This window comes from Pseudomonas sp. NFX15 (assembly GCF_049132105.1).
GTDB lineage: Bacteria > Pseudomonadota > Gammaproteobacteria > Pseudomonadales > Pseudomonadaceae > Aquipseudomonas.
The window spans coordinates 199087-221580 of record NZ_JAFMPV010000008.1; the positions used below are offsets into that span (position 1 = coordinate 199087).

Genomic DNA, 22494 nt, shown 5'->3' on the forward strand with positions numbered 1-22494 from the left:
GGCTTGGGTAAGCGCAGTGATTATAGGAAGGTGGCTAACGATCGAACAAGAGGCATTGCGAACACATTGTGGCGAGGGGGCTTGCCCCCGTTCGGCTGCGACGCAGTCGTGAAGCTGGCGGTCTCGGTGCGTCAGATGAAGTGTGGTTGCATGGTTTTGCGCTGCTTCGAAGCGCAACGGGGGCAAGCCCCCTCGCCACAGGGAAGTGTACGAGTGTTAGATAAGGACAGGCATCGAGCTGGTCTGCCAGATCAGCACCCGCGTAACCCGGTTGTCCTCGGTCTCGAGAATCTCCAGGCGGTAGCGACCGATCTTCAGGCACACCGCGCAATCGGGAATGGTCTCCAGCGCCTCGGTGACCAAGCCGTTCAGGGTTTTCGGGCCGTCGCTGGGCAGGTGCCAGCCGAGGCTTTTGTTCAGCTCGCGGATGGACGCGGCGCCATCAACCACCAGTCGCCCATCGGCCTGCGGATGAATGTGCGGGTTGTCCAGGCTGTGCTGGCTTTCGAACTCGCCGACGATTTCTTCGAGAATGTCTTCCAGGGTAACGATACCCAGCACTTCGCCGTATTCGTCGACCACCATGCCCAGGCGTCGTTGCTGCTTGTGGAAATTGAGCAGTTGCAATTGCAGTGGCGTGCTTTCCGGCACGAAGTACGGTTCATGGCTGGCCGCGAGCAGGGCTTCCCTGGTCAGGCTCGCATCGTGCAGCAAATGCAGGATGTGCCGGGTATTAAGGACGGCTTCGACCTGGTTGATGTCGCTGTGGAACACCGGCAGGCGCGTGCGGTTGTTGCGGCGCAGTTGCTCGATGATCTCGTCGATGGGATCGTCGAGGTTGATGCCGTCCACTTCACTGCGGGGCACCAGGATGTCATTGACCGTGATGTTGTCCAGCGCGTGAATGCCCGACAGCGAGTGCGGGCGGTTGGCGGCAACTTCGGGCGCGTCCTGGCGCTCAGTCGGCAGGTCGTCCTCACTCTGTTGCACCACTTTGGTCTTGCGGGCAAACGGCCGTAGCAGCGACTGGCTGAGGGTGCTGAGCAGCCACGCCGCCGGATAGATGATTTTCAGCGGTACGCGCAGCAGGTTGTTGCCTTGGGCGAGGATGGCATCCGTATAGCGGGCGGCGAGGGCGCGCGGCAGGTAGTCGCAAAACACCAGCAAAATGGCGCCAGCGCCGACGCAAGCAGCCCACGGACCGTTTTCGGCCCAGGTGAAAATGGCCAGCAAGGTGCTGATGACCACCACCAGTGCACGACACAGGGTATTGCAGAAAATCAGGCTGGCCAGGGGGAAGCTGAGTTTGGCCACCGGCTTGTCGCTGGAACGCGTCGCGGTGCGCTGTGCCAGCAAATGCTGGTGTGCCGCTTCGATGGCGGTAAACAACCCCGACCATAAAATCAGCAGGGTGATTACCGCGAGCATCGGCCCTATGGGCAAGTCGTCCATTAATGCCGCCCGTCAGATATGCAGGATGTATTCACGAACCAGTTTGCTGCCGAAGTACGCCAGCATCAGCAGGCAGAAACCGGCCAAGGTCCAGCGAATGGCTTTGTGCCCGCGCCAGCCGAGGCGGTTGCGCCCCCACAGCAGCACGCTGAACACGACCCAGGCCAGGCAGGCCAGCAGGGTTTTGTGCACCAGGTGCTGGGCGAACAGGTTCTCGACGAACAGCCAGCCGGAAATCAGCGACAGCGACAACAGCGTCCAGCCGGCCCACAGGAAGCCGAACAGCAGGCTTTCCATGGTTTGCAGTGGCGGGAAGTTCTTGATCAGCCCGGAAGGGTGCTTGTGCTTGAGCTGGTGGTCTTGCACCAGTAGCAGCAAGGCCTGGAACACCGCGATGGTGAACATGCCATAGGCCAGGATCGACAGCAGGATGTGGGCGAGAATGCCCGGCTCCTCGTCGATGACCTGCACCGTACCGGCCGGGGCAAATTGTGCCAGCAGCACCGTCAGGGCGCCCAGCGGGAACAGCAGCACCAGCAGGTTCTCCACCGGAATGCGCGAGCAGGCCAGCAGGGTCAGCGCGATGACCGCCACGGCAATCAGGCTGGCGGCACTGAAGAAGTCCAGGCCCAGGCCGATCGGGGTCAGCAGGTGGGTCAGCAGGCTGGCGCTGTGGGCCAATACGGCGAGCACGCCGAGCGTGACCAGCAGGCGTTTGTTGGCCTTGGCGCCGGAAGCCAGGCGAGTGCCCTGATAAAAGGTCGCAGCGGCATACAAGCAGGCGGCGGCGAGGGTAGTAAGCAAGCTGGGTGACAAGGGGAGCATAAATCCTGTTAGGCAAGCCCGAAAGTCGCTGAGTTTGGCATAGAACCCCCGCCACACGAAAGACCGCACAACCTGACGGCGAGGTGTCCGCCAGCCACAGTCTTCGCTATAATCCGCGACCTGCCCACGCCGCAGGCTCGCCGAGCACACGTTTAGTCCGGTCCGGGCCGCCATTATCCCGGTCTACACAGGGCCTGAAAGGATCGCGCAATGTTTGAAAACTTAACCGACCGTCTCTCGCAGACGCTGCGCCATGTCACCGGCAAGGCCAAGCTGACTGAAGACAACATCAAAGACACCCTGCGCGAAGTGCGCATGGCGTTGCTCGAAGCCGACGTCGCCCTGCCGGTGGTCAAGGACTTCGTCAATTCGGTCAAGGAGCGCGCCGTCGGCACCGAGGTGTCGCGCAGCCTGACGCCGGGCCAGGCCTTCGTGAAAATTGTTCAGGCCGAACTTGAAAGCCTGATGGGCGCGGCCAACGAAGATTTGAACCTGAGCGCCGTGCCGCCAGCGGTCATCCTCATGGCCGGTTTGCAGGGTGCTGGTAAAACCACCACCGCCGGCAAGCTCGCGCGGTTCCTTAAAGAGCGCAAGAAGAAATCGGTCATGGTCGTGTCTGCCGACGTTTACCGTCCGGCGGCGATCAAGCAGCTGGAAACCCTGGCCAACGACATCGGCGTGACGTTCTTCCCGTCGGACCTGAGCCAAAAGCCGGTCGACATCGCCAACGCGGCTATTAAGGAAGCAAAACTCAAATTCATCGACGTGGTCATCGTCGACACCGCCGGTCGCCTGCACATCGATGAAGAGATGATGGGCGAGATCAAGGCCCTGCACGCCGCGATCAACCCGGTCGAAACGCTGTTTGTGGTAGACGCCATGACCGGCCAGGATGCCGCCAACACGGCCAAGGCCTTCGGCGACGCACTGCCGCTGACCGGTGTGATCCTGACCAAGGTCGATGGCGACGCCCGTGGCGGTGCCGCGCTGTCGGTACGTGCCATCACCGGCAAGCCGATCAAGTTCATCGGTATGGGCGAGAAAAGCGAAGCGCTCGACCCGTTCCACCCTGAGCGTATCGCCTCGCGCATCCTTGGCATGGGCGACGTGCTCAGCCTGATCGAACAGGCCGAAGCGACCCTCGACAAGGACAAGGCCGAAAAACTGGCCAAGAAGCTGAAGAAGGGCAAGGGCTTCGACCTCGAAGACTTCCGCGATCAGCTGCAACAAATGAAGAACATGGGCGGCCTCGGCGGGCTCATGGACAAGCTGCCGAACATGGGTGGCGTGAACCTGGCGCAGATGGGCAACGCCCAGGGTGCGGCAGAAAAGCAATTCAAGCAGATGGAAGCCATCATCAACTCCATGACCCCGGCCGAGCGCCGCGACCCTGAGATGATCAGCGGTTCGCGCAAGCGCCGGATCGCCATGGGTTCGGGCACCCAGGTGCAGGACATCGGCCGCTTGATCAAGCAGCACAAGCAGATGCAGAAAATGATGAAGAAGTTCTCTGCCAAAGGCGGAATGGCCAAGATGATGCGCGGCATGGGCGGTATGTTGCCCGGCGGCGGCATGCCCAAGATGTAAAGAATCAACGCCGGTCGTCGTACCGGCGTCGACCCCGCAAGGATGCGGGATCTCCAGCAAACCCGCACTTGGCGGGAGCTGACCGGCCGTTTTCAATGACGGCTCTATAGCAAATCTGCATGGCGGCCGATAGGCGCCGGAAAAAGACATTTGCAAAAGTCCGGATATTCCTTAGAATATGCGGCCTTTCGGGCACCCATGCCCGCTGTGCATTTAGATTTGCAGCACCGACTACAGGAACGATGTTCACATGCTAACAATCCGTCTTGCCCTTGGCGGCTCCAAAAAGCGCCCGTTTTACCACTTGACCGTAACCGACAGCCGCAACCCGCGCGACGGTTCGCACAAGGAACAGGTTGGCTACTTCAACCCTGTTGCTCGTGGTCAGGAAGTTCGTCTGTCCGTGAACCAAGAGCGCGTAGCCTACTGGCTGAGCGTTGGTGCACAACCTTCTGAGCGCGTTGCTCAGTTGTTGAAGGAATCTGCTAAGGCTGCGGCCTGAGCAATATGAACGCGACGCCAACGGTTGCTGATGATTTGATCGTTATCGGCAAGATTTACTCTGTTCACGGCGTTCGCGGCGAAGTGAAGGTGTATTCCTTTACTGATCCGATCAAGAACCTGCTGGATTACAAAACCTGGACGCTCAAGCGTGACGGCAATGTAAAGCAGGTAGAGCTGGTCAGCGGACGTGGGAACGACAAGTTCCTGGTCGCAAAGCTCAAGGGTCTCGATGATCGCGAAGAAGCTCGTCTTCTGGCCGGTTATGAGATCTGCGTGCCGCGCAACCTGTTCCCTGAACTGACCGACGGCGAGTACTACTGGTACCAGCTGGAAGGTCTTAAGGTCATCGATACCCTCGGGCAACTGTTCGGGAAGATCGATCACCTGCTGGAGACCGGCTCGAATGATGTAATGGTGGTCAAGCCTTGCGCTGGCAGCCTGGATGATCGCGAACGCCTGTTGCCCTATACCGAGCAATGCGTGTTGGCCGTCGACCTGGCCGCGGGTGAGATGAAGGTGGATTGGGACGCGGATTTCTAAGCGTGGCTAACTTGCGCGTAGAAGTGATCAGTCTGTTTCCCGAGATGTTCTCCGCCATCAGCGAGTACGGCATCACCAGTCGTGCGGTGAAACAGGGGCTCTTGCAGCTCACCTGTTGGAATCCGCGAGACTACACGACGGATCGACATCACACTGTGGACGATCGCCCGTTTGGCGGTGGTCCGGGCATGGTGATGAAGATCAAGCCCCTGGAAGACGCCCTGGTTCAGGCCAAGGCAGCAGCCGGGGAGGCGGCGAAGGTTATTTACCTGTCGCCCCAAGGCCGTCAACTGACTCAGTCGGCGGTACGCGAGTTGGCGAATCTGGATGCATTGATCCTGATTGCCGGCCGCTATGAAGGCATTGACGAGCGTTTTATTGATGCTCATGTCGATGAAGAGTGGTCGATTGGCGACTATGTACTGTCTGGCGGCGAGCTGCCGGCGATGGTCCTGATCGATGCGGTTACACGACTGCTGCCCGGAGCTTTAGGGCATGCGGACTCCGCCGAGGAAGATTCCTTTACGGATGGTTTGCTGGATTGCCCGCACTACACCCGACCGGAGGTGTATGCGGATCAGCGTGTTCCCGACGTATTGCTAAGTGGCAATCACGCGCACATCCGGCGTTGGCGTTTACAGCAGTCCCTTGGTCGGACCTATGAACGACGCGCCGATCTTCTGGAAAGCCGCTCGCTTTCTGGAGAAGAGAAGAAGCTGCTCGAGGAATACATCCGCGAGCGGGACGATAGTTAACAACGTATCGATGGTAGATCCGACGATTTACCTTAGGAGCACAGCATGACTAACAAAATCATCCTTGCACTCGAAGCAGAGCAGATGACCAAAGAGATCCCTCCCTTTGCCCCGGGCGACACCATTGTCGTTCAGGTGAAAGTGAAGGAAGGCGACCGTTCGCGTCTGCAAGCGTTCGAAGGTGTTGTTATCGCCAAGCGTAACCGCGGCGTAAACAGTGCATTCACCGTTCGTAAAATCTCCAACGGTGTTGGCGTAGAGCGTACTTTCCAGACCTACTCGCCGCAAATCGACAGCATGGCTGTCAAGCGTCGCGGTGACGTACGTAAAGCCAAGCTGTACTACCTGCGTGACCTGTCGGGTAAAGCAGCTCGCATCAAGGAAAAACTGGTTTAAGTCCAGCTTCCGATGCAGAAAAAAGCAGCCTGCGGGCTGCTTTTTTGTTGCCTGCGATTTATCCCCGCAGGCCAGGCCTCTTCGCTGGCCTGACACACCGCGTCACGGCTATCGCGAGCAAGCTTGCTCCTACAGGATTCGGCGTTCGGCAGAGATGTTCTCACCCACACCCATTACTGTAGGAGCTGGCTTGCCGGCGAATCGATCAGGCTGCGTTGGTCTCGGACTGAATCAACGCCAATAACGTCCACCCCGCCGCAGGCTTCAACGAACTGTCCGGCGTCACCACATGCACCCAACCACTGTCGTCGCGCACGAACAGCAACGTCGCACGCTCGCCATGTAGCGCTTGGTAGTCGTCCCAACTGAAACCGTCGGTCAACGTCGTGCTATACACTTCTGCACCGTGGCTCAGCTGGCTGGCGAGTTTGGCGTAGGTCAGCGCTTCGCTGCCCAGTTGATTGCCGCGATGTTCCAGGCTGGTGCGGTGCTTGTCGGTGCGACGGCTTTCCTGGCCACTCGCCAGGCCAAACATGCGCTGATGCCCCAGTTCATGTCGAAAGCGCATCAGCGCCAGGGTGTTCATCTCGCCCGAGGGTGACAGCGCGAGCAAATGCCCCAGACCGACCAGGTCGAGGTGCGCATCGGCATGTTGCGACGCCGGGTTGCCGAAATAGGTCGGCAAGCTGTCCATCCGCGCCGCCCGAATGTTTTCCCAGCTCGAATCGGTCAGCAGTACCCGACTGCCCAGTTGTTGCAGTGCCTTGCCCAGCGTGCGCGCAGGTCCGTTGGCGCCGATGATCAGGAAGCCGCTCGGTGCCGGTTCCGCCACCTTCAGCAAGCGAGCCAGCGGCCGTGCCGTCGCACTTTGCAACACGACCGTGCCGATGATCACCGCAAAGGTCAGCGGCACAAGCAGCAGCGCGCCATGATGCCCAGCCTCATGCAGGCGAATGGCAAAGATCGCCGAGACCGCCGCCGCCACGATGCCCCTGGGCGCAATCCACCCCAGCAGCGCCCGCTCGCGCCAACTCAGGCTGGAGCCGGCCGTGCTCAGCAGCACGTTCAAGGGGCGGGCAATGAACTGGATCACCAGCAGCAGGATCAGCACCAGCGGCCCTAGGCCGATCATGGCGTTCAGGTCCAGGCGCGCCGCCAGCAGGATGAACAGGCCGGAGATCAGCAGCACGCTGAGGTTCTCCTTGAAGTGCAGGATGTGCCGTACGTCCACGCCTTTCATGTTGGCCAGCCACATGCCCATCAGGGTCACGGCCAGCAACCCGGACTCATTGGTGACTTCGTTCGAAGCAATGAAAATGCCCAGGACCGCCGCGAGCGCTGCCAGGTTATGCAGGTATTCCGGCAGCCACTGGCGCCGCATCAGGGTGCCGAGCAACCAGCCACCAGCAATACCGAACAGGCTGCCGCACAAAATGACACCGCCGAAGGTCAGCAGGCTTTCCTTGAGGCCGTTACCTTCGGAGCTGGCGATGATAAAGCTGTAGACCACCACCGCGAGCAGGGCGCCGATCGGGTCGATGGCAATGCCTTCCCAGCGCAGGATGTTGGCAATCGAGGCTTTCGGACGCACGACCCGCAGCATCGGCACAATCACGGTCGGTCCGGTCACCAGGGTCAGGCTGCCAAAGAGGATGGCCAGCATCCAGTCGAAATCCAGCAGCCAGTGGGTGGCAACCGCAATCACGATCCAGGTCGAAAGCGCACCCACGGTGACCAGCCGATGGACCACGCTGCCGATCTCGCGCCATTCCGACAGGTGCAAGGTGAGGCTGCCTTCGAACAGGATCAGCGCGACCGCCAGAGACACCAGCGGCATCAGTAGCGGCCCGAACATTTCTTGCGGGTCGAGCAAGTGCAGCACGGGGCCGACGAGGATGCCGGTCAGCAGCAGGAAAAGGATCGCTGGCAATTTCAACCGCCACGCCAGCCATTGGCAAAGCAGCGCCGCTGCGCCAATTGCGCCAAATGCCAATAAAATCTGCTGCTCGCTCATTGCTGCTCCCTGTTCCTTGATTTGGCGGCCTATGAAAGACTAGCGGCCGTTTCCATGTCCAATTTTAATTTTCAGCAGCCGCCTCAAGGCTGCGTGATTCGAGTGCCCATGCCTGCCATCGACCACCCGCTGATAGATCAATTCCTCGATGCCCTGTGGCTGGAGAAAGGCCTTTCCGATAACACCCGCGATGCCTATCGCAGTGACCTGGCGCTGTTCAACGGCTGGTTGCAGGACAAAGGACTGGAACTGGTCAACGCCGGACGCGAGTTGATCCTCGACCACCTGGCCTGGCGGCTGGAGCAACATTACAAGCCGCGCTCCACCGCGCGGTTTCTATCGGGCGTGCGTGGCTTTTATCGCTATCTGTTGCGGGAAAAGTTGATCGCTATCGATCCCACGCTACGGGTTGATATGCCGCAACTGGGCAGGCCGCTGCCCAAATCCTTGTCCGAGGCCGATGTGGAAGCCTTGCTCAAGGCGCCTGACTTGAGCGAAGCCATCGGTCAGCGCGACCGGGCCATGCTCGAAGTGCTATATGCCTGCGGCTTGCGGGTGACCGAGCTGATCAGCCTTACCCTGGAACAGGTCAATTTGCGCCAAGGCGTGCTGCGGGTGATGGGCAAGGGCAGCAAGGAGCGCCTGGTGCCGATGGGCGAGGAGGCGATTGTCTGGATCGAGCGCTACATGCGTGATGCCCGTGGCGAACTGCTCGGCGGGCGCCCCAGCGATGTGTTGTTCCCAAGCCAGCGTGGCGAGCAGATGACCCGCCAGACGTTCTGGCACCGGATCAAGCACCAGGCCAAGGTCGCCGGGATCGGCAAATCGCTGTCGCCGCACACCCTGCGCCACGCCTTCGCCACGCACTTGCTCAACCACGGCGCAGACTTGCGGGTGGTGCAGATGCTGCTGGGGCACAGCGATTTGTCGACGACGCAGATCTATACCCATGTTGCCCGGGCGCGGTTGCAGGATTTGCATGCCAAGCACCATCCCAGAGGCTGACGCAGGCTCTAAAGGAATACAGACCTGTGGCGAGGGGGCTTGCCCCTGTTCGACTGCGCAGCAATCGTCAAGCCATACAAACTGCTCTGTTTGTCGGATTGAGATCGTCAAGAGGGGTTGCTTCGCGGCCCAACGGGGGCAAGCCCCCTCGCCACAAGGGCCTTATGTGATAGGCTTGGCCGGTTTGCACGATGGGCGGTTATGACCCGGTGTTTCGGCACGGGCGTTCTGATCGTCCCATATGTTCGCCTTCAGGAGTTCTCATGCGTCTGACCCAGATTTTCGCCGCCGCCGCCATTGCGTTGGTCAGCACCTTTGCCGTCGCCGATGATGCGGCCGACAAAGCCATCCGTAAAAGCCTGGAAAACCTCCAGCTCGAAGTGCCGGTAGAGACCATCACCGCCAGCCCGCTGCCAGGCCTGTACGAAGTCAAGCTCAAGGGCAGCCGCGTGCTCTACGCCAGCGCCGACGGCCAGTACGTCGTGCAGGGCTACCTGTTCGATCTCAAGGACGGCAAACCGGTCAACCTGACCGAGAAGACCGAGCGCTTGGGCATCTCCAAACTGATCAACGACATTCCGGTGGCTGAAACCGTGGTCTACCCGGCCATTGGCGAAACCAAATCGCACATCACCGTGTTTACCGACACCACCTGCCCGTACTGCCACAAGCTGCACGCCGAAGTGCCTGAGCTGAACAAGCGCGGCATCGAAGTGCGTTACGTCGCGTTCCCGCGTCAGGGCCTGGGTTCGCCGGGTGACGAGCAACTGCAAGCGGTGTGGTGCTCGAAAGACAAGAAAGCGGCCATGGATAAAATGGTCGATGGCAAGGAAATCAAGGCCGCCAAGTGCGATAACCCGGTCTCCAAGCAATTCGCCCTCGGTCAGTCGATTGGCGTGAACGGTACACCGGCCATCGTTTTGGCCGACGGTCAGGTCATTCCGGGCTACCAGCCTGCGCCACAAGTCGCCAAACTGGCACTGAGCGCGAAGTAAATTCGCATCGTCACGGTCAGCCGGTGACGATCGTGGCCTGGCAGCGACATTCGCCGGGCCATCAATAGAGAGCCGCGAGCACGCGGTTGTTTTCACGGCCGGCCTCGAGTCGGCCGTTTTATGGGGAGTTCACAGTGAAACCGGTCAAAGTAGGCATCTGTGGGTTAGGAACCGTCGGTGGCGGTACCTTCAACGTACTTCAGCGCAACGCCGAGGAAATTGCTCGTCGTGCCGGGCGTGGGATCGAAGTGGCACAAATTGCCATGCGCACGCCAAAGCCTCAGTTCCACACGACCGGTATTGCGATTACCAACGATGTCTTCGAAGTGGCCACGAACCCTGAGATCGACATCGTTATAGAGCTGATGGGCGGCTACACCGTTGCCCGCGAGCTGGTACTCAAGGCCATCGAGAATGGCAAGCATGTGGTCACCGCGAACAAGGCGCTTATCGCCGTTCACGGTAATGAAATTTTCGCCAAGGCCCGCGAGAAGGGCGTGATCGTTGCGTTCGAAGCGGCCGTGGCTGGCGGCATCCCGGTGATCAAGGCGATCCGCGAAGGCCTGTCCGCCAACCGCATCAACTGGGTGGCCGGCATCATCAACGGCACCGGCAACTTCATCCTGACGGAAATGCGCGAGAAGGGTCGCACCTTCGAAGACGTGTTGGCCGAAGCCCAGGCCCTGGGTTACGCCGAAGCCGATCCGACCTTCGACGTTGAAGGCATCGACGCCGCGCACAAACTGACGATCCTGGCATCCATCGCGTTCGGCATCCCGCTGCAATTCGACAAGGCCTACACCGAAGGCATCACCAAGCTGACCACCGCCGACGTGAACTACGCCGAAGCGCTGGGCTACCGCATCAAGCACTTGGGCGTGGCGCGCAGCACTGCGGCCGGCATCGAGTTGCGCGTGCACCCGACGCTGATCCCGGCCGATCGTCTGATCGCCAACGTCAACGGCGTGATGAACGCGGTCATGGTCAACGGCGACGCCGCCGGTTCGACTCTGTTCTACGGTGCCGGTGCCGGCATGGAGCCAACGGCTTCGTCGGTGATCGCCGACCTGGTGGACGTGGTCCGCGCCATGACCTCCGACCCGGAGAACCGTGTGCCGCACCTGGCATTCCAGCCGGATTCGTTGTCGGCGCACCCGATCCTGCCGATCGAAGCCTGCGAAAGCGCCTACTACCTGCGTATCCAGGCCAAGGACCATCCAGGCGTATTGGCTCAGGTCGCGAGCATCCTCTCGGAGCGCGGCATCAACATCGAGTCGATCATGCAGAAGGAAGCCGAGGAGCACGACGGCCTGGTGCCGATGATCCTGCTGACCCACCGCGTGCTGGAACAGCACATCAACGATGCGATCCAGGCGCTGGAAGCCCTGGCGGGTGTGGTCGGTCCGGTTGTACGGATCCGCGTCGAGCACCTGAACTAAGCCGTTATCGTTCACCGGGCTCACGGGTTGAGCCCGGATTACGAACACTGTCCATTGGAGTCAGTCATGCGTTACATCAGTACCCGCGGCCAGGCACCGGCCCTGAATTTCGAAGACGTCCTGCTGGCCGGTCTGGCCACCGACGGCGGTCTGTACGTCCCGGAAAACCTGCCACGTTTCACCCAGGAAGAAATCGCTTCCTGGGCCGGCCTGCCGTATCACGAACTGGCCTTTCGCGTGATGCGCCCGTTTGTTACCGGCAGCATTCCGGATGCCGATTTCAAAAAGATCCTTGAAGAAACCTACGGTGTGTTTGCCCACAGTTCGGTCGCGCCACTGCGCCAGTTGAACGGCAACGAATGGGTGCTGGAGCTGTTCCAAGGCCCGACCCTGGCGTTCAAGGACTTCGCCCTGCAACTGCTCGGCCGCCTGCTCGACTACGTGCTGGAAAAACGCGGCGAGCGCGTGGTGATTGTTGGCGCCACTTCAGGTGACACCGGCTCGGCCGCCATCGAAGGCTGCAAGCACTGCGAAAATGTCGACATCTTCATCCTGCACCCGCACAACCGCGTGTCTGAAGTGCAGCGTCGGCAGATGACCACCATTTTCGGTGAGAACATCCACAACATCGCTATCGAAGGCAACTTCGATGACTGCCAGGAAATGGTCAAGAACAGCTTCGCTGACCAGAGCTTCCTCAAAGGCACGCGCCTGGTCGCGGTGAACTCGATCAACTGGGCGCGGATCATGGCCCAGATCGTCTACTACTTTCACGCAGCCCTGCAGTTGGGCGGCCCGGGTCGCTCGGTGGCGTTCTCGGTACCGACTGGCAACTTCGGCGACATCTTCGCCGGTTATCTGGCTCGCAACATGGGCTTGCCGATCAACCAGTTGATCGTCGCCACCAACCGCAACGACATCCTGCACCGCTTCATGAGCGGCAACCAGTACGTCAAGGAAACCCTGCACGCCACGCTGTCGCCATCGATGGACATCATGGTTTCGTCGAACTTCGAGCGTTTGCTGTTCGACCTGCACGGTCGCAACGGCGCGGCGATCGCCGGGCTGATGGACTCGTTCAAGCAGGGTGGCGGTTTCAGCGTCGAGCAAGAGCGTTGGACCGAAGCCCGCAAGTTGTTCGACTCGCTGGCCGTGGATGACGCGCAAACCTGCGAAACCATCGCTGAAGTCTACGAGCAGACCGGTGAAGTGCTGGATCCGCACACGGCCATCGGCGTGAAAGCTGCGCGGGAATGCCGTCGCAGCCTGGACATTCCGATGGTGATCCTGGGGACCGCCCACCCGGTCAAGTTCCCGGACGCCGTGGAAAAAGCCGGTGTAGGAAAAGCACTCGAACTGCCTGCACATCTTTCTGATTTGTTTGAACGAGACGAACGTTGCACCGTATTGCCAAATGACCTGAAGGCCGTGCAGGCCTTTGTCAGCCAGCATGGCAACCGCGGCAAGCCGCTGTAACCGCTCGAAGCTGTCACATTTTGAAGCCCGTCTCCTGACGGGCTTTTTCATTTCTGCATGCACACTTGTCAGGTCATCGCCGCCAAAGGACAGGCGAAAGGATCACCAAGGACGTGGCAATGCTGTTTACAAGTGTGTACAAGCCGGTTGCGCGCTGGCTGTTTTTGCTCGGCATCATGGGGGTGACCCAATGGGGAGGGGTAGGCTGGGCATCGATTCCGGAGCGCGGCAAGTCGGACCCTCGCCCAATGGTCGTGCTCAATGATCAGGAATTGCGCTGGTTGGCCCACCGTCCAAGGGTGGTGGTCGCGGCACTGGAATACCCCTTGTACCTGTTCAAGGATGAACAGGGGCAATGGACGGGCCTGAACAATGACCTGCTCAAGCGCATCAGCGACATGACGGGCGTGCAGTTCGTTTATCAGGAAGCGTTTTCCACTGACCAGATGTTGATGCACCTGGAAAGCGGCACGGCAGATTTGAGCACCACCTTGTCGCTGAATGAGGAGCGCAGGCTATTCCTCGATTTCAGCCATGCATTCGGCGGGGCCGGCTGGGTGTTCGTCGGGCAGGTTGGGGCGCCACCGGTTCAGTCGCTGGAGGACATGGCCAGGCGGGTGTTGGTGCTGCCGGCCCGGCATGTGCTGGAGGGAATGATCCGCCGCGATTATCCGTCGATCGAATTGCGCTCGGTCAAGACCTACGCCGAAGCCCGGGCCCTGGTTGAAAGCGGCGAAGCCTGGGCGACGATTGAAAACGAAATCGGCGCCCAGCTTTTTCCTTCGAGCCGGCTACAACTCGGGGCCGTGGTGCCGGGCAAGTGGGACGCGGATTATCTGGCAGTACGCAAAGGCCAGCGACACCTGCTGGGCATCCTCAACAAGGCGCTGGAAGCGTTTCCCGAGCCGGAGCTGCGCGCCCTGCGCCTGAAATGGCTAGGCGGCACGCCCCCGCCCTATCAATCCGGCTTATGGCAGCGGATTGACCAGTGGGTGTGCTGGGGCGTGTGGGTGCTCGGCCTGTTCGGCCTGTTGTCCCTGGTCTGGAACCGACGGTTGGCAGTGCTGGTCAGGCAACGGCTCGAAGCGCAAAGCAGTCTGCGCGATCAACTTGCCTTCCAGCATGCCCTGATGGATGCGATGCCTGACCCGATGTTCGTGCGTGACCTGCAAGGGCGTTTGATCATGTGCAACAAAAGCTACGAGGACGCCCTGTCGACGCGTTTCGACCGAATGCAGGGGCGGCAATTGATGGAGGTCGATGCCATGCCCCGACACACCGCGGAGCTATTGCATGCCGAGTTCATGGCGCAATTGAGCACGCGCCGCACGCGTTTTTTCGAGCGTCAACTGGTGTTCAAGGACGGCGTCAGGGATGTCTACCAGTGGACGGTGCCGTTTTACACCGGGGATGGCCAGCTTCGAGGATTGTTGGGTGGATGGGCCGATATCGGCCGACGTACCCGACAAACGTGAGGCGTACGTTTTTTCCCTGTCATGTTTGCCGTGCATGCTCAGTTGTCTGAGTCGCCGGTTCGCCCGCGCCCAGTCTTCAGAACTTTCTTCTCGGGCCAGTGGTCATCTGTACAAGGCATGCCCCAGGCACGTTGTTTTTCGGACTATTGAATGGTGATCGGGATGGAAAGTATCAGTCTGTTGCTCGGTGAAGCGCTGAGCCCGTATCAAGTCACTTTGACGCCGTCAGGCATACATGGCGAATGCCGGGTGACCTTGAAGAATGCCATTGGCGCGACCGTGGTCGAGCGCGAGTTCAACCAGGCGCAGTTGAATGACAAACGCCTGCTGACCGACGTAGTCGACGGTTTGCATCGCGACGTGCTGATCGCTGAAGGACGCCTGGAGCCCTGTGTCATTGCCGCATTGCGCAATGCGGCGCAGGACAAGTTGTTGGCCAGCCGCAATTGAATGAAGCGGCGGGGGAACCTTCCCGCGCCAAGGTCAGTCAGACTTTGTAACAGCAGGATCAAGCATTGTGCTCCGGTGCTTGTCGCTTGCTGCTACTGGTCTCCAAGCAGACCACGTTTAACCCCGAGTCGTTTCCCCACTTCTCGGGGTTTCTTTTGCCCGCCATTCCTCACGGCTGCGCCAGATTGTCGAAAAACGCCTTGGTGTCTTTCAGGTAGTCGCTGCGGCTTTGCGGATCCAGCCAGGCCGCGTAGGCCGCGTCGAGGCGCCCGCGGGGCAGGGTACGCAGCACCTGGTTGATCTCGACGATGGCCTGCCGGCCCTTGGGGGTATCGGTGCAGCCAATGTAGCCAGACAAGTATTGGCCTGTGCCGCGAATCGGGTAGAACTGCAACTCATCCTCGGCAATACCTTGCAGCGAGGCCTGGTAGCGAATTTCCGGACGATAGCCCAACAGTAGGCGCAAACGCCCCAGGCGCTGCATTTGCAGGAGGCGGCATGGCGGCGATCAACAACGGCAGGAGTTGATCGATGACGCCCTGACCCTTCTTCGGTCCGTCGAAAATCGTCAGCGGCGGTAGGTCGCGCTTGAGCCAGATCAGGGTTTCCTTGGGTTGCGCCAGGGCAGGCGGGACGGCGTCAACGAGCAGGAACAGGGTCGCCAGCATGCACGGCAGCCACTTGCAGAGCGATGGGCAGTGTCGAATGGCCCCTGCCGGCAGCCGCCATCAGTTCAGATGGCTCCGTCTTTGCGCAACTGCGCAATTTGCGACGCGTCATAGCCCAGTTCCTGGAGTACCGGTGCGTTGTGCTCACCCAGCTGTGGCCCGACCCATTCACATTCGCCGGGTGTTTCTGAGAGTTTCGGCACAATGCCCGGCATCTTGAAGGCTTTGCCGTCGGGCAACTTGGCCTGCAGGAACATTTCCCGCGCCAGGTACTGCGGATCGCTGAACATGTCTTCGGCGCTGAAGATCCGGCTGGCCGGCACGTCGGCCTGGTTGAGTTGCGCCAGCACCGTGTCCAGCGGCAGCGAATTGACCCAGCGATCGATGACGCCGTAGAGCTCGTCGCGTCGGGTATCGCGGCCATCGTTGCTGGCAAGCGATGGGTCGTTCGCCAGGTCTTCCCGACCAATGATCAACATGAAACGTTTGAAGATCGCATCGCCATTGGCGCCGATCTGCACGTGCTTGCCATCGGCGCTGGTGTGGATCGAGGACGGGGTGATGCCCGGCATGATATTGCCCGTGCGTTCGCGGATAAAGCCGAACACGTCGAACTCCGGGACCATGCTTTCCATCATGGCGAAGATGGCTTCATACAAGGCCACGTCCACCACTTGGCCCTGGCCGCCGTTGACCTCGCGATGCCGCAGGGCCATCAACGCCCCGATCACGCCCCACAGTGCGGCAATCGAGTCGCCGATGGAAATGCCGGTGCGCACCGGTGGCCGGTCTTCGAAGCCGGTGATGTAGCGCAGGCCACCCATGGATTCACCGACCGCACCAAAGCCGGGCTGATCCTTCATCGGCCCGGTCTGGCCGAAACCGGACAGCCGCACCATGACCAGTTTCGGGTTCAAGGCGTGCAGGACATCCCAGCCCAGGCCGAGTTTTTCCAGGACGCCGGGGCGGAAGTTTTCGATCAGGATGTCGGCTTCGCCCAACAGTTGCTTGAGGATCGCCTGGCCTTCGGGGTGCTTGAGGTTGAGGGTCAGGGACTTTTTGTTGCGCGCCTGGACGAACCACCACAACGACGTGCCTTCGTACAATTTGCGCCATTTGCGCAAGGGGTCGCCGCCGTCCGGGGATTCGATCTTGATCACATCGGCGCCGAATTCGGCGCAAATGCGTGAGGCGAACGGACCAGCAATCAAGGTGCCCAATTCGATGACTTTCAGACCCGAGAGCGGTTTGGCGGTGAACGGCATGCTGAATCCTGTAGGACAAAGGCTGAGCGAATACAGCGTTTTAACATAGCCGACTGTCAGGCGCTTCAGGTTGATCACCTTCAATTCGTGGATTGCCTTGCGCATCGGTTAGACTTGCCGCCTTTCCTCGTATCAAGAAGCCCGTTCATGGCCCAGCCGTCCACGACCTACAAGTTTGAACTGAACCTCACCGACCTCGACCGCAGCGTCTATGAGAGCGTAAAGCAGACCATCGCCCGTCATCCTTCGGAAACCGAAGAGCGCATGACCGTGCGCCTGCTGGCCTACGCGCTCTGGTACAACGAGCAGTTGTCGTTTGGCCGCGGTCTGTCGGAAGTGGATGAACCCGCCTTGTGGGAAAAAAGCCTGGATGACCGCGTCCTGCACTGGATCGAAGTCGGCCAGCCCGACGCCGAGCGCCTGACCTGGTGTTCGCGCCGCACCGAACGCACCAGCCTGCTGGCCTACGGCAGCCTGCGCGTGTGGGAAGGCAAAGTGGTGCCGGCGGTGAAAAACCTGAAGAACGTCAACATCGCGGCCGTGCCTCAGGAAGTCCTGGAAACCCTGGCCAAGGACATGCCGCGGGTGATCAAGTGGGACGTGATGATCAGCGAAGGGACGATCTTCGTCACCGACGACCGTGGTCAGCATGAAGTCCAGTTGCAGTGGTTGGCGGGTGAGCGCGGCTGAGTCTGCGCCAGTTCCCCCGGTTTTATCCTACGTACTCAAGAGAAGCCCCTTTCACCCCATGCGCATCGAACCTCGCCAGCTGCCCGACACCCTGCCGTTCCTCGGTGATCTTCCACCCCTATTGACCCGTTTGTATGCGGCGCGGGGCGTGTTGTCCGAGGCGGAGCTGGACAAGAGCCTGGCGCGGTTGATTCCATTCCAGAAGCTCAAGGGCATCGATGCCGCCGTGGATCTGCTGGTGACGGCACTCGAACAGCGCCAGCGCATTTTGATCGTTGGTGACTTCGATGCCGACGGCGCGACGGCCAGCACTGTGGGCACGTTGGGGTTGCGCTTGCTGGGTGCTGCCCACGTCGATTATCTGGTGCCCAACCGTTTCGACTACGGCTATGGCCTGACGCCGGAGATCGTCGCAGTCGCGCTGGAACGCCAGCCGCATTTGCTCATCACCGTCGACAACGGCATCTCCAGCGTCGAAGGCGTGGCCGCGGCGAAAAAGGCCGGGCTCAAGGTGTTGGTGACCGATCACCACTTGCCCGGTGACGAGCTGCCGCTGGCCGATGCCATCGTCAATCCGAACCAGCCAGGGTGCGAATTTCCGAGCAAGGCGCTGGCCGGTGTCGGGGTGATTTTCTATGTGCTGATGGCCTTGCGTGCGCGGTTGCGCGAACTCGGCTGGTACACCAGCAAGCCGCAGCCGAATATCGGCGAATTGCTCGATCTGGTGGCCCTGGGCAGCGTCGCCGACGTGGTGCCGCTGGATGCCAACAACCGGATCCTGGTGCATCAAGGCCTGGAGCGGATTCGCGCTGGGCGTGCCCGGCCGGGGATCAAGGCGATCCTCGAAGTGGCCAAGCGCGATCATGCGCGCATCACCTCTACCGACCTGGGTTTCATTGTCGGGCCGCGCCTGAATGCGGCGGGGCGCCTGGATGACATGAGCCTGGGCATCGAATGCCTGCTGACCGATGATGCGGCGATGGCTCGTGAGATGGCCGCTCAATTGGACGGCATGAACCAGGATCGCAAATCCATCGAGCAAGGCATGCAGCGTGAAGCGCTGGCGCAGCTCAAGGATTTGCCGGTGGAGTCGATGCCGTTCGGCTTGTGCCTGTTCGATCCGCAATGGCATCAGGGTGTCATCGGTATCCTCGCCTCGCGCATGAAAGAGCGCTACTTCCGCCCGACCATCGCCTTTGCCGATGCCGGCGACGGTCTGCTCAAGGGCTCGGGGCGTTCGGTCCAGGGCTTTCACATTCGTGACGCCTTGAGTGTGGTGGCCGCGCAGCATCCGAACCTGATCACCAAGTACGGCGGCCACGCGATGGCGGCCGGCCTGACGCTGCCGGAAGCGAATTTCCCATTGTTCGCCGAAGCCTTTGACTTTGAGGTGCGCCGGCAACTGCGCGAAGAGGACCTGACCGGGCGCCTGCTGTCGGACGGCACCCTGGCGGTGGAAGAGTTTCACCTGGAACTGGCCCGCGCCTTGCGGCACGCCGGCCCTTGGGGGCAGCACTTCCCGGAGCCGTTGTTTCACGGCGTGTTCCAGTTGGTCGAGCAACGGGTCGTAGGCGAGCGGCACCTCAAAGTCGTGCTGAAAAGTGAATGCGGTTCGGTGAAACTCGACGGCATCGCCTTCGGCATCGACCGCGACATCTGGCCGAACCCGACCATCAAATGGGTGGAACTGGCCTACAAGCTCGACCTCAACGAGTTTCGCGGCAACGAAACGGTTCAACTAATGATTGCCCACATCGAACCGCGTTGAGCCCATTCGCTGGCAAGCCAGCTCCCACAGGATTTGCATAAACCCTGTAGGAGCTGGCTTGCCAGCGAAGGCGATTTCCCTGACACCGAATCTCTCTGAACCCTCCCTCATTCCCGGTTGTCGACTAGGCTCTAAGCACTGCTTGATTTTGGCCTTGTGACGTCTTGTCGAATTTTTTGCCCGCGGGGGCGGGTGTTGCACCGTTTTCCTGTCACTCGTCGACTATTCAAACAGAACCTGGAGCCTGCCCACTGATTCGAGAGGTGCCCCATGAGTCTGCTGCTTGAACCTTTTAACCTTCGCCAATTGACCTTGCCCAACCGCATCGCGGTCTCGCCGATGTGCCAGTACTCCAGCACCGATGGCCTGGCCAATGACTGGCACCTGGTCCACCTCGGCAGCCGTGCTGTCGGCGGGGCCGGGCTGGTATTTACCGAGGCCACGGCAGTCACTGCCGACGGCCGGATTACTGCCCAGGACCTCGGTTTGTGGAATGACGAGCAAATCGAGCCGTTGCAACGCATCACCCGCTTCATCAACGCACAGGGCGCCGTTGCCGGTATTCAACTGGCCCATGCCGGGCGCAAGGCCAGTACCTACCGACCGTGGCTCGGCAAGCATGGCAGCGTCAAAGCCGATGATGGCGGCTGGGTACCGGTCGGCCCGTCGCCGATTGCTTTCGATCCCCAGCACACGCAGCCCAAACAACTGGATGAGGGCGAGATCGCCCAGGTGATCCAGGCCTTCGTCGATGCAGCGAAGCGCTCCCTTACGGCGGGTTTCAAGGTCGTCGAAGTGCACGCGGCACATGGTTACCTGCTGCATCAATTCCTGTCGCCGTTGAGCAATCAACGCCGCGATCAATATGGCGGTTCGTTCGAAAATCGCATCCGGCTGGTGCTGCAAGTCACCGAAGCGGTGCGCGCAGTGTGGCCAGAGGAGTTGCCAGTGTTTGTCCGGGTCTCGGCCACCGACTGGGTGGAGGACGGCTGGAACCCCGACGAAACCGTGGAGCTGGCGCGGCGCCTGAAAAATCTGGGCGTGGACTTGATCGACGTGTCGTCGGGCGGGACGGCGGTGAACGCCGAGATTCCTACCGGGCCGGGCTACCAGACCCGTTTCGCCGAACGCGTGCGCAAGGAGTCTGGCATGGCCACCGGCACGGTCGGCATGATCACCGAGCCGGCTCAGGCCGAGCACATTCTGCGGACCTGCCAGGCAGACATTATTTTCCTCGCCCGTGAATTGTTGCGCGACCCGTACTGGGCGCTGCACGCCGATGATGATCTGGGTGGTCACAAGGCGGTGTGGCCGGCGCAGTATCAGCGGGCGACTCACCGTGAGCAGCCGATTCACGAATCGGATTTGCGCGACTGACATCCGTCGATACGAAAAAGCCCCTGAATCGTCAGATCCAGGGGCTTTTTGTTTTTGCCGGTGACCGGTCAGGCCGCTTCGATCTTGCTGCGATTCTGTTCGACCTTGTTCAGGTAGGCCTTGAGTTTTTCCTGCTCGACCGCCGTGGTGAACAAACCGAGCTTGCTGCGCCGCCAGAGGATGTCGTGGGCGCTGGTGGCCCATTCTTCGCTGCACAGGTAATCGACTTCACGGGTGTAGAGGCCGCCGCCGATGTGTTCGCCCAGGTCGCTGAGCGCTTGTACGCCTTCGAGCATACGCCAGGTGCGGCTGCCGTAGGTGGTGGCCCAGCGGCGGGCGATTTCGGTCGGGATCCAGTCGAATTGGTCGCGGATCCGCGAGCTCAATGCTTGCGGGGTGGTCATGTCTTCACCGCCCGGCAGCGTGGCAGTGGCGGTCCAGCTTGGCTGTATGTGCTGGAAGTACGGGGCCAGGTGCGCCAGCGCCGACTCGGCGAGTTTGCGGTAAGTGGTGAGTTTGCCGCCGAACACGGACAACAACGGTGCTTCTTCGCCGCTACCGGACAACGCGAGGGTGTAATCGCGGGTCACCGCCGACGGGTTGTCGGACTCGTCGTTGCACAGCGGGCGCACGCCGGAATAGCTGTGCAGGATGTCGTCGCGGCTGATCTGCTTTTTAAAGTGGGCGTTGACCACGTTCAACAGGTAATCGGTTTCGCCGTCGGTAATCGCCACGGCCGCCGGATCGCCGGTGTACTCGCGGTCGGTGGTGCCGATCAGGGTGAAATGATTCAGGTACGGAATGGTGAACACGATGCGCTGGTCTTCGTTTTGCAGGATGTGCGCGTGTTCGCCTTCGTACAGTTTCGGCACGATCAGGTGACTGCCCTGGATCAGGCGGATGCCGTAGGGCGATTCCATCTTCAGGTCATCGCGAATGAACTTGGCGACCCATGGCCCGGCCGCGTTCACCAGCGCTTTGGCGCGGATCGAAAACAGGCTGCCGTCGGCGCGTTCCAGGTGCAGGTGCCACAGGCCCTTGGTACGGCGAGCGCTGACGCAGCGGGTCTGAGTATGCACGTGGGCACCTTTTTCCCGGGCGGCCATGGCGTTCAGTACCACCAGGCGCGCGTCGTCGACCCAGCAGTCGGAGTATTCGAAGCCTTTGGTGATTTCGCTTTTCAAGGCGCTGTCGGGGCCGAACTTCAGGCTTTTCGAGCCTTCGAGTTGTTCGCGTTTGCCCAGGTTGTCATAGAGGAACAGACCGGCGCGGATCATCCACGCCGGGCGCAGGTGCGGGCGGTGTGGCAGCACGAAGCGCATTTGCTTGACGATGTGCGGTGCCTTCTTCAACAGCACTTCACGCTCGGCCAAGGCTTCGCGCACCAGGCGGAATTCGTAATGTTCGAGGTAGCGCAGGCCACCGTGGATCAGCTTGCTGCTGGCCGACGACGTATGGCTGGCCAGGTCATCCTTTTCGCAAAGGAACACCGAGAGCCCGCGACCGGCGGCATCCGCTGCGATCCCCACGCCATTGATCCCGCCACCGATGACGGCGATATCGTAGACCTCAGCGAGAGGGGGCGTAGACAGAGTGGAAGTGGGCATCGGCACGGCCTCGGCATTCTTTGATGTTCTGTATTTGAATTCGAACATAAATGTTCATTTGCGAAAATACTAGCCCATAAAGACGCGCGCAGCCAGTCGGCTTCGATTGAAAATACTCATCGAAGGGCCGTTAAAGGAAAATATTCGAACATTGAAAGAAGGGAGGGGTGTCGCCTAAGTACTGTAGGAGCCGGCTTGCCGGCGAA

The 22494-nt window shown here is 60.6% G+C and carries 19 protein-coding genes and 1 pseudogene; 14 read left to right on the forward strand and 6 right to left on the reverse strand.

Annotated features, from left to right (window positions below; genetic code table 11):
- Nucleotides 1-216: 216 nt before the first annotated feature.
- The gene (locus tag J1D76_RS11835; protein WP_421138493.1) at nt 217-1452 is read right to left on the reverse strand and encodes a transporter associated domain-containing protein; all 1236 of its coding nucleotides are present in this window, start codon (nt 1450-1452) and stop codon (nt 217-219) included.
- Between the two features lie 12 nt (nt 1453-1464).
- Nucleotides 1465-2277 carry a cytochrome C assembly family protein gene (locus J1D76_RS11840; RefSeq protein ID WP_421138494.1) on the reverse strand — a complete coding sequence of 271 codons (813 nt, stop codon included), beginning with the start codon at nt 2275-2277 and terminating at the stop codon, nt 1465-1467.
- 210 nt (nt 2278-2487) lie between these two features.
- Between J1D76_RS11840 and ffh the strand changes: the two genes are divergently transcribed.
- The 5 genes from ffh to rplS all read left to right on the forward strand — a co-directional run bounded on the left by ffh (nt 2488) and on the right by rplS (nt 6059).
- Entirely contained in the window at nt 2488-3864 is a 1377-nt protein-coding gene (gene ffh, locus J1D76_RS11845; protein ID WP_421138495.1) for a signal recognition particle protein, read from the forward strand.
- Nucleotides 3865-4114: 250 nt separating this feature from the next.
- On the forward strand, nt 4115-4366 hold the full coding sequence (gene rpsP, locus J1D76_RS11850; RefSeq protein ID WP_007972721.1) for a 30S ribosomal protein S16: 252 nt from the start codon (nt 4115-4117) through the stop codon (nt 4364-4366).
- Between the two features lie 5 nt (nt 4367-4371).
- Nucleotides 4372-4908 carry a ribosome maturation factor RimM gene (rimM, locus tag J1D76_RS11855; protein ID WP_421138496.1) on the forward strand — a complete coding sequence of 179 codons (537 nt, stop codon included), beginning with the start codon at nt 4372-4374 and terminating at the stop codon, nt 4906-4908.
- A gap of 2 nt (nt 4909-4910) precedes the next feature.
- Nucleotides 4911-5663, forward strand: coding sequence for a tRNA (guanosine(37)-N1)-methyltransferase TrmD (gene trmD, locus J1D76_RS11860; protein ID WP_007941398.1), 753 nt, complete (start codon nt 4911-4913; stop codon nt 5661-5663).
- A gap of 45 nt (nt 5664-5708) precedes the next feature.
- A complete protein-coding gene (rplS, locus tag J1D76_RS11865) occupies nt 5709-6059 on the forward strand; it encodes a 50S ribosomal protein L19 (protein ID WP_008018567.1) in 351 nt (116 codons plus the stop codon).
- 205 nt (nt 6060-6264) lie between these two features.
- Here the strand turns inward: rplS and J1D76_RS11870 are convergent, their stop codons facing one another.
- Nucleotides 6265-8073 (reverse strand): cation:proton antiporter, encoded by a 1809-nt coding sequence (locus J1D76_RS11870; RefSeq protein WP_421138497.1) that lies wholly within the window; start codon nt 8071-8073, stop codon nt 6265-6267.
- Between the two features lie 108 nt (nt 8074-8181).
- On the opposite strand from J1D76_RS11870, the gene xerD reads away from it, so the two are divergent.
- From xerD to J1D76_RS11900, 6 genes are all read left to right on the forward strand, one after another.
- Nucleotides 8182-9078, forward strand: coding sequence for a site-specific tyrosine recombinase XerD (xerD, locus tag J1D76_RS11875; RefSeq protein ID WP_421138498.1), 897 nt, complete (start codon nt 8182-8184; stop codon nt 9076-9078).
- A 263-nt stretch (nt 9079-9341) separates the two neighbouring features.
- On the forward strand, nt 9342-10073 hold the full coding sequence (dsbC, locus tag J1D76_RS11880; RefSeq protein ID WP_421138499.1) for a bifunctional protein-disulfide isomerase/oxidoreductase DsbC: 732 nt from the start codon (nt 9342-9344) through the stop codon (nt 10071-10073).
- A gap of 134 nt (nt 10074-10207) precedes the next feature.
- A complete protein-coding gene (locus J1D76_RS11885; protein WP_421138500.1) occupies nt 10208-11512 on the forward strand; it encodes a homoserine dehydrogenase in 1305 nt (434 codons plus the stop codon).
- A 66-nt stretch (nt 11513-11578) separates the two neighbouring features.
- On the forward strand, nt 11579-12988 hold the full coding sequence (thrC, locus tag J1D76_RS11890) for a threonine synthase (RefSeq protein ID WP_421138501.1): 1410 nt from the start codon (nt 11579-11581) through the stop codon (nt 12986-12988).
- A 119-nt stretch (nt 12989-13107) separates the two neighbouring features.
- Nucleotides 13108-14463, forward strand: a complete 1356-nt coding sequence (locus J1D76_RS11895; protein ID WP_421138502.1) for a transporter substrate-binding domain-containing protein — start codon at nt 13108-13110, stop codon at nt 14461-14463.
- 162 nt (nt 14464-14625) lie between these two features.
- Nucleotides 14626-14913, forward strand: coding sequence for a DUF3509 domain-containing protein (locus J1D76_RS11900; RefSeq protein WP_150715430.1), 288 nt, complete (start codon nt 14626-14628; stop codon nt 14911-14913).
- Nucleotides 14914-15082: 169 nt separating this feature from the next.
- Here the strand turns inward: J1D76_RS11900 and J1D76_RS11905 are convergent.
- Nucleotides 15083-15693 (reverse strand): annotated as a pseudogene (locus J1D76_RS11905) (hypothetical protein).
- Entirely contained in the window at nt 15647-16846 is a 1200-nt protein-coding gene (locus J1D76_RS11910; RefSeq protein WP_421138515.1) for a CaiB/BaiF CoA transferase family protein, read from the reverse strand. Before J1D76_RS11910 ends, J1D76_RS11905 begins: the two are co-directional and overlap by 47 nt.
- Before the next feature lie 147 nt (nt 16847-16993).
- Here J1D76_RS11910 and J1D76_RS11915 point away from each other — a divergent pair, with 147 nt between their 5' ends.
- The 3 genes from J1D76_RS11915 (at nt 16994) to J1D76_RS11925 (ending at nt 20681) form a co-directional block, all read left to right on the forward strand.
- Entirely contained in the window at nt 16994-17536 is a 543-nt protein-coding gene (locus J1D76_RS11915) for a YaeQ family protein (RefSeq protein ID WP_007971297.1), read from the forward strand.
- Between the two features lie 58 nt (nt 17537-17594).
- Nucleotides 17595-19304 carry a single-stranded-DNA-specific exonuclease RecJ gene (recJ, locus tag J1D76_RS11920; protein ID WP_421138503.1) on the forward strand — a complete coding sequence of 570 codons (1710 nt, stop codon included), beginning with the start codon at nt 17595-17597 and terminating at the stop codon, nt 19302-19304.
- A gap of 270 nt (nt 19305-19574) precedes the next feature.
- On the forward strand, nt 19575-20681 hold the full coding sequence (locus J1D76_RS11925) for an NADH:flavin oxidoreductase/NADH oxidase (RefSeq protein ID WP_421138504.1): 1107 nt from the start codon (nt 19575-19577) through the stop codon (nt 20679-20681).
- Between the two features lie 68 nt (nt 20682-20749).
- Here J1D76_RS11925 and glpD read toward each other — a convergent pair whose 3' ends face one another.
- Complete coding sequence (gene glpD / locus J1D76_RS11930; protein WP_421138505.1) at nt 20750-22288, reverse strand: glycerol-3-phosphate dehydrogenase; 1539 nt, start codon at nt 22286-22288, stop codon at nt 20750-20752.
- Nucleotides 22289-22494 lie beyond the last annotated feature (206 nt).

What these genes read in the sequence shown, in the direction of transcription:
- J1D76_RS11835 (WP_421138493.1), bottom strand. Translation starts at nt 1,452, where the DNA reads ATGGACGACTTGCCCATAGGGCCGATGCTCGCGGTAATCACCCTGCTG.
- J1D76_RS11840 (WP_421138494.1), bottom strand. Translation starts at nt 2,277, where the DNA reads ATGCTCCCCTTGTCACCCAGCTTGCTTACTACCCTCGCCGCCGCCTGC.
- ffh (WP_421138495.1), top strand. Translation starts at nt 2,488, where the DNA reads ATGTTTGAAAACTTAACCGACCGTCTCTCGCAGACGCTGCGCCATGTC.
- rpsP (WP_007972721.1), top strand. Translation starts at nt 4,115, where the DNA reads ATGCTAACAATCCGTCTTGCCCTTGGCGGCTCCAAAAAGCGCCCGTTT.
- rimM (WP_421138496.1), top strand. Translation starts at nt 4,372, where the DNA reads ATGAACGCGACGCCAACGGTTGCTGATGATTTGATCGTTATCGGCAAG.
- rplS (WP_008018567.1), top strand. Translation starts at nt 5,709, where the DNA reads ATGACTAACAAAATCATCCTTGCACTCGAAGCAGAGCAGATGACCAAA.
- J1D76_RS11870 (WP_421138497.1), bottom strand. Translation starts at nt 8,073, where the DNA reads ATGAGCGAGCAGCAGATTTTATTGGCATTTGGCGCAATTGGCGCAGCG.
- xerD (WP_421138498.1), top strand. Translation starts at nt 8,182, where the DNA reads ATGCCTGCCATCGACCACCCGCTGATAGATCAATTCCTCGATGCCCTG.
- dsbC (WP_421138499.1), top strand. Translation starts at nt 9,342, where the DNA reads ATGCGTCTGACCCAGATTTTCGCCGCCGCCGCCATTGCGTTGGTCAGC.
- thrC (WP_421138501.1), top strand. Translation starts at nt 11,579, where the DNA reads ATGCGTTACATCAGTACCCGCGGCCAGGCACCGGCCCTGAATTTCGAA.
- J1D76_RS11895 (WP_421138502.1), top strand. Translation starts at nt 13,108, where the DNA reads ATGCTGTTTACAAGTGTGTACAAGCCGGTTGCGCGCTGGCTGTTTTTG.
- J1D76_RS11900 (WP_150715430.1), top strand. Translation starts at nt 14,626, where the DNA reads ATGGAAAGTATCAGTCTGTTGCTCGGTGAAGCGCTGAGCCCGTATCAA.
- J1D76_RS11910 (WP_421138515.1), bottom strand. Translation starts at nt 16,846, where the DNA reads ATGCCGTTCACCGCCAAACCGCTCTCGGGTCTGAAAGTCATCGAATTG.
- J1D76_RS11915 (WP_007971297.1), top strand. Translation starts at nt 16,994, where the DNA reads ATGGCCCAGCCGTCCACGACCTACAAGTTTGAACTGAACCTCACCGAC.
- recJ (WP_421138503.1), top strand. Translation starts at nt 17,595, where the DNA reads ATGCGCATCGAACCTCGCCAGCTGCCCGACACCCTGCCGTTCCTCGGT.
- J1D76_RS11925 (WP_421138504.1), top strand. Translation starts at nt 19,575, where the DNA reads ATGAGTCTGCTGCTTGAACCTTTTAACCTTCGCCAATTGACCTTGCCC.
- glpD (WP_421138505.1), bottom strand. Translation starts at nt 22,288, where the DNA reads ATGCCCACTTCCACTCTGTCTACGCCCCCTCTCGCTGAGGTCTACGAT.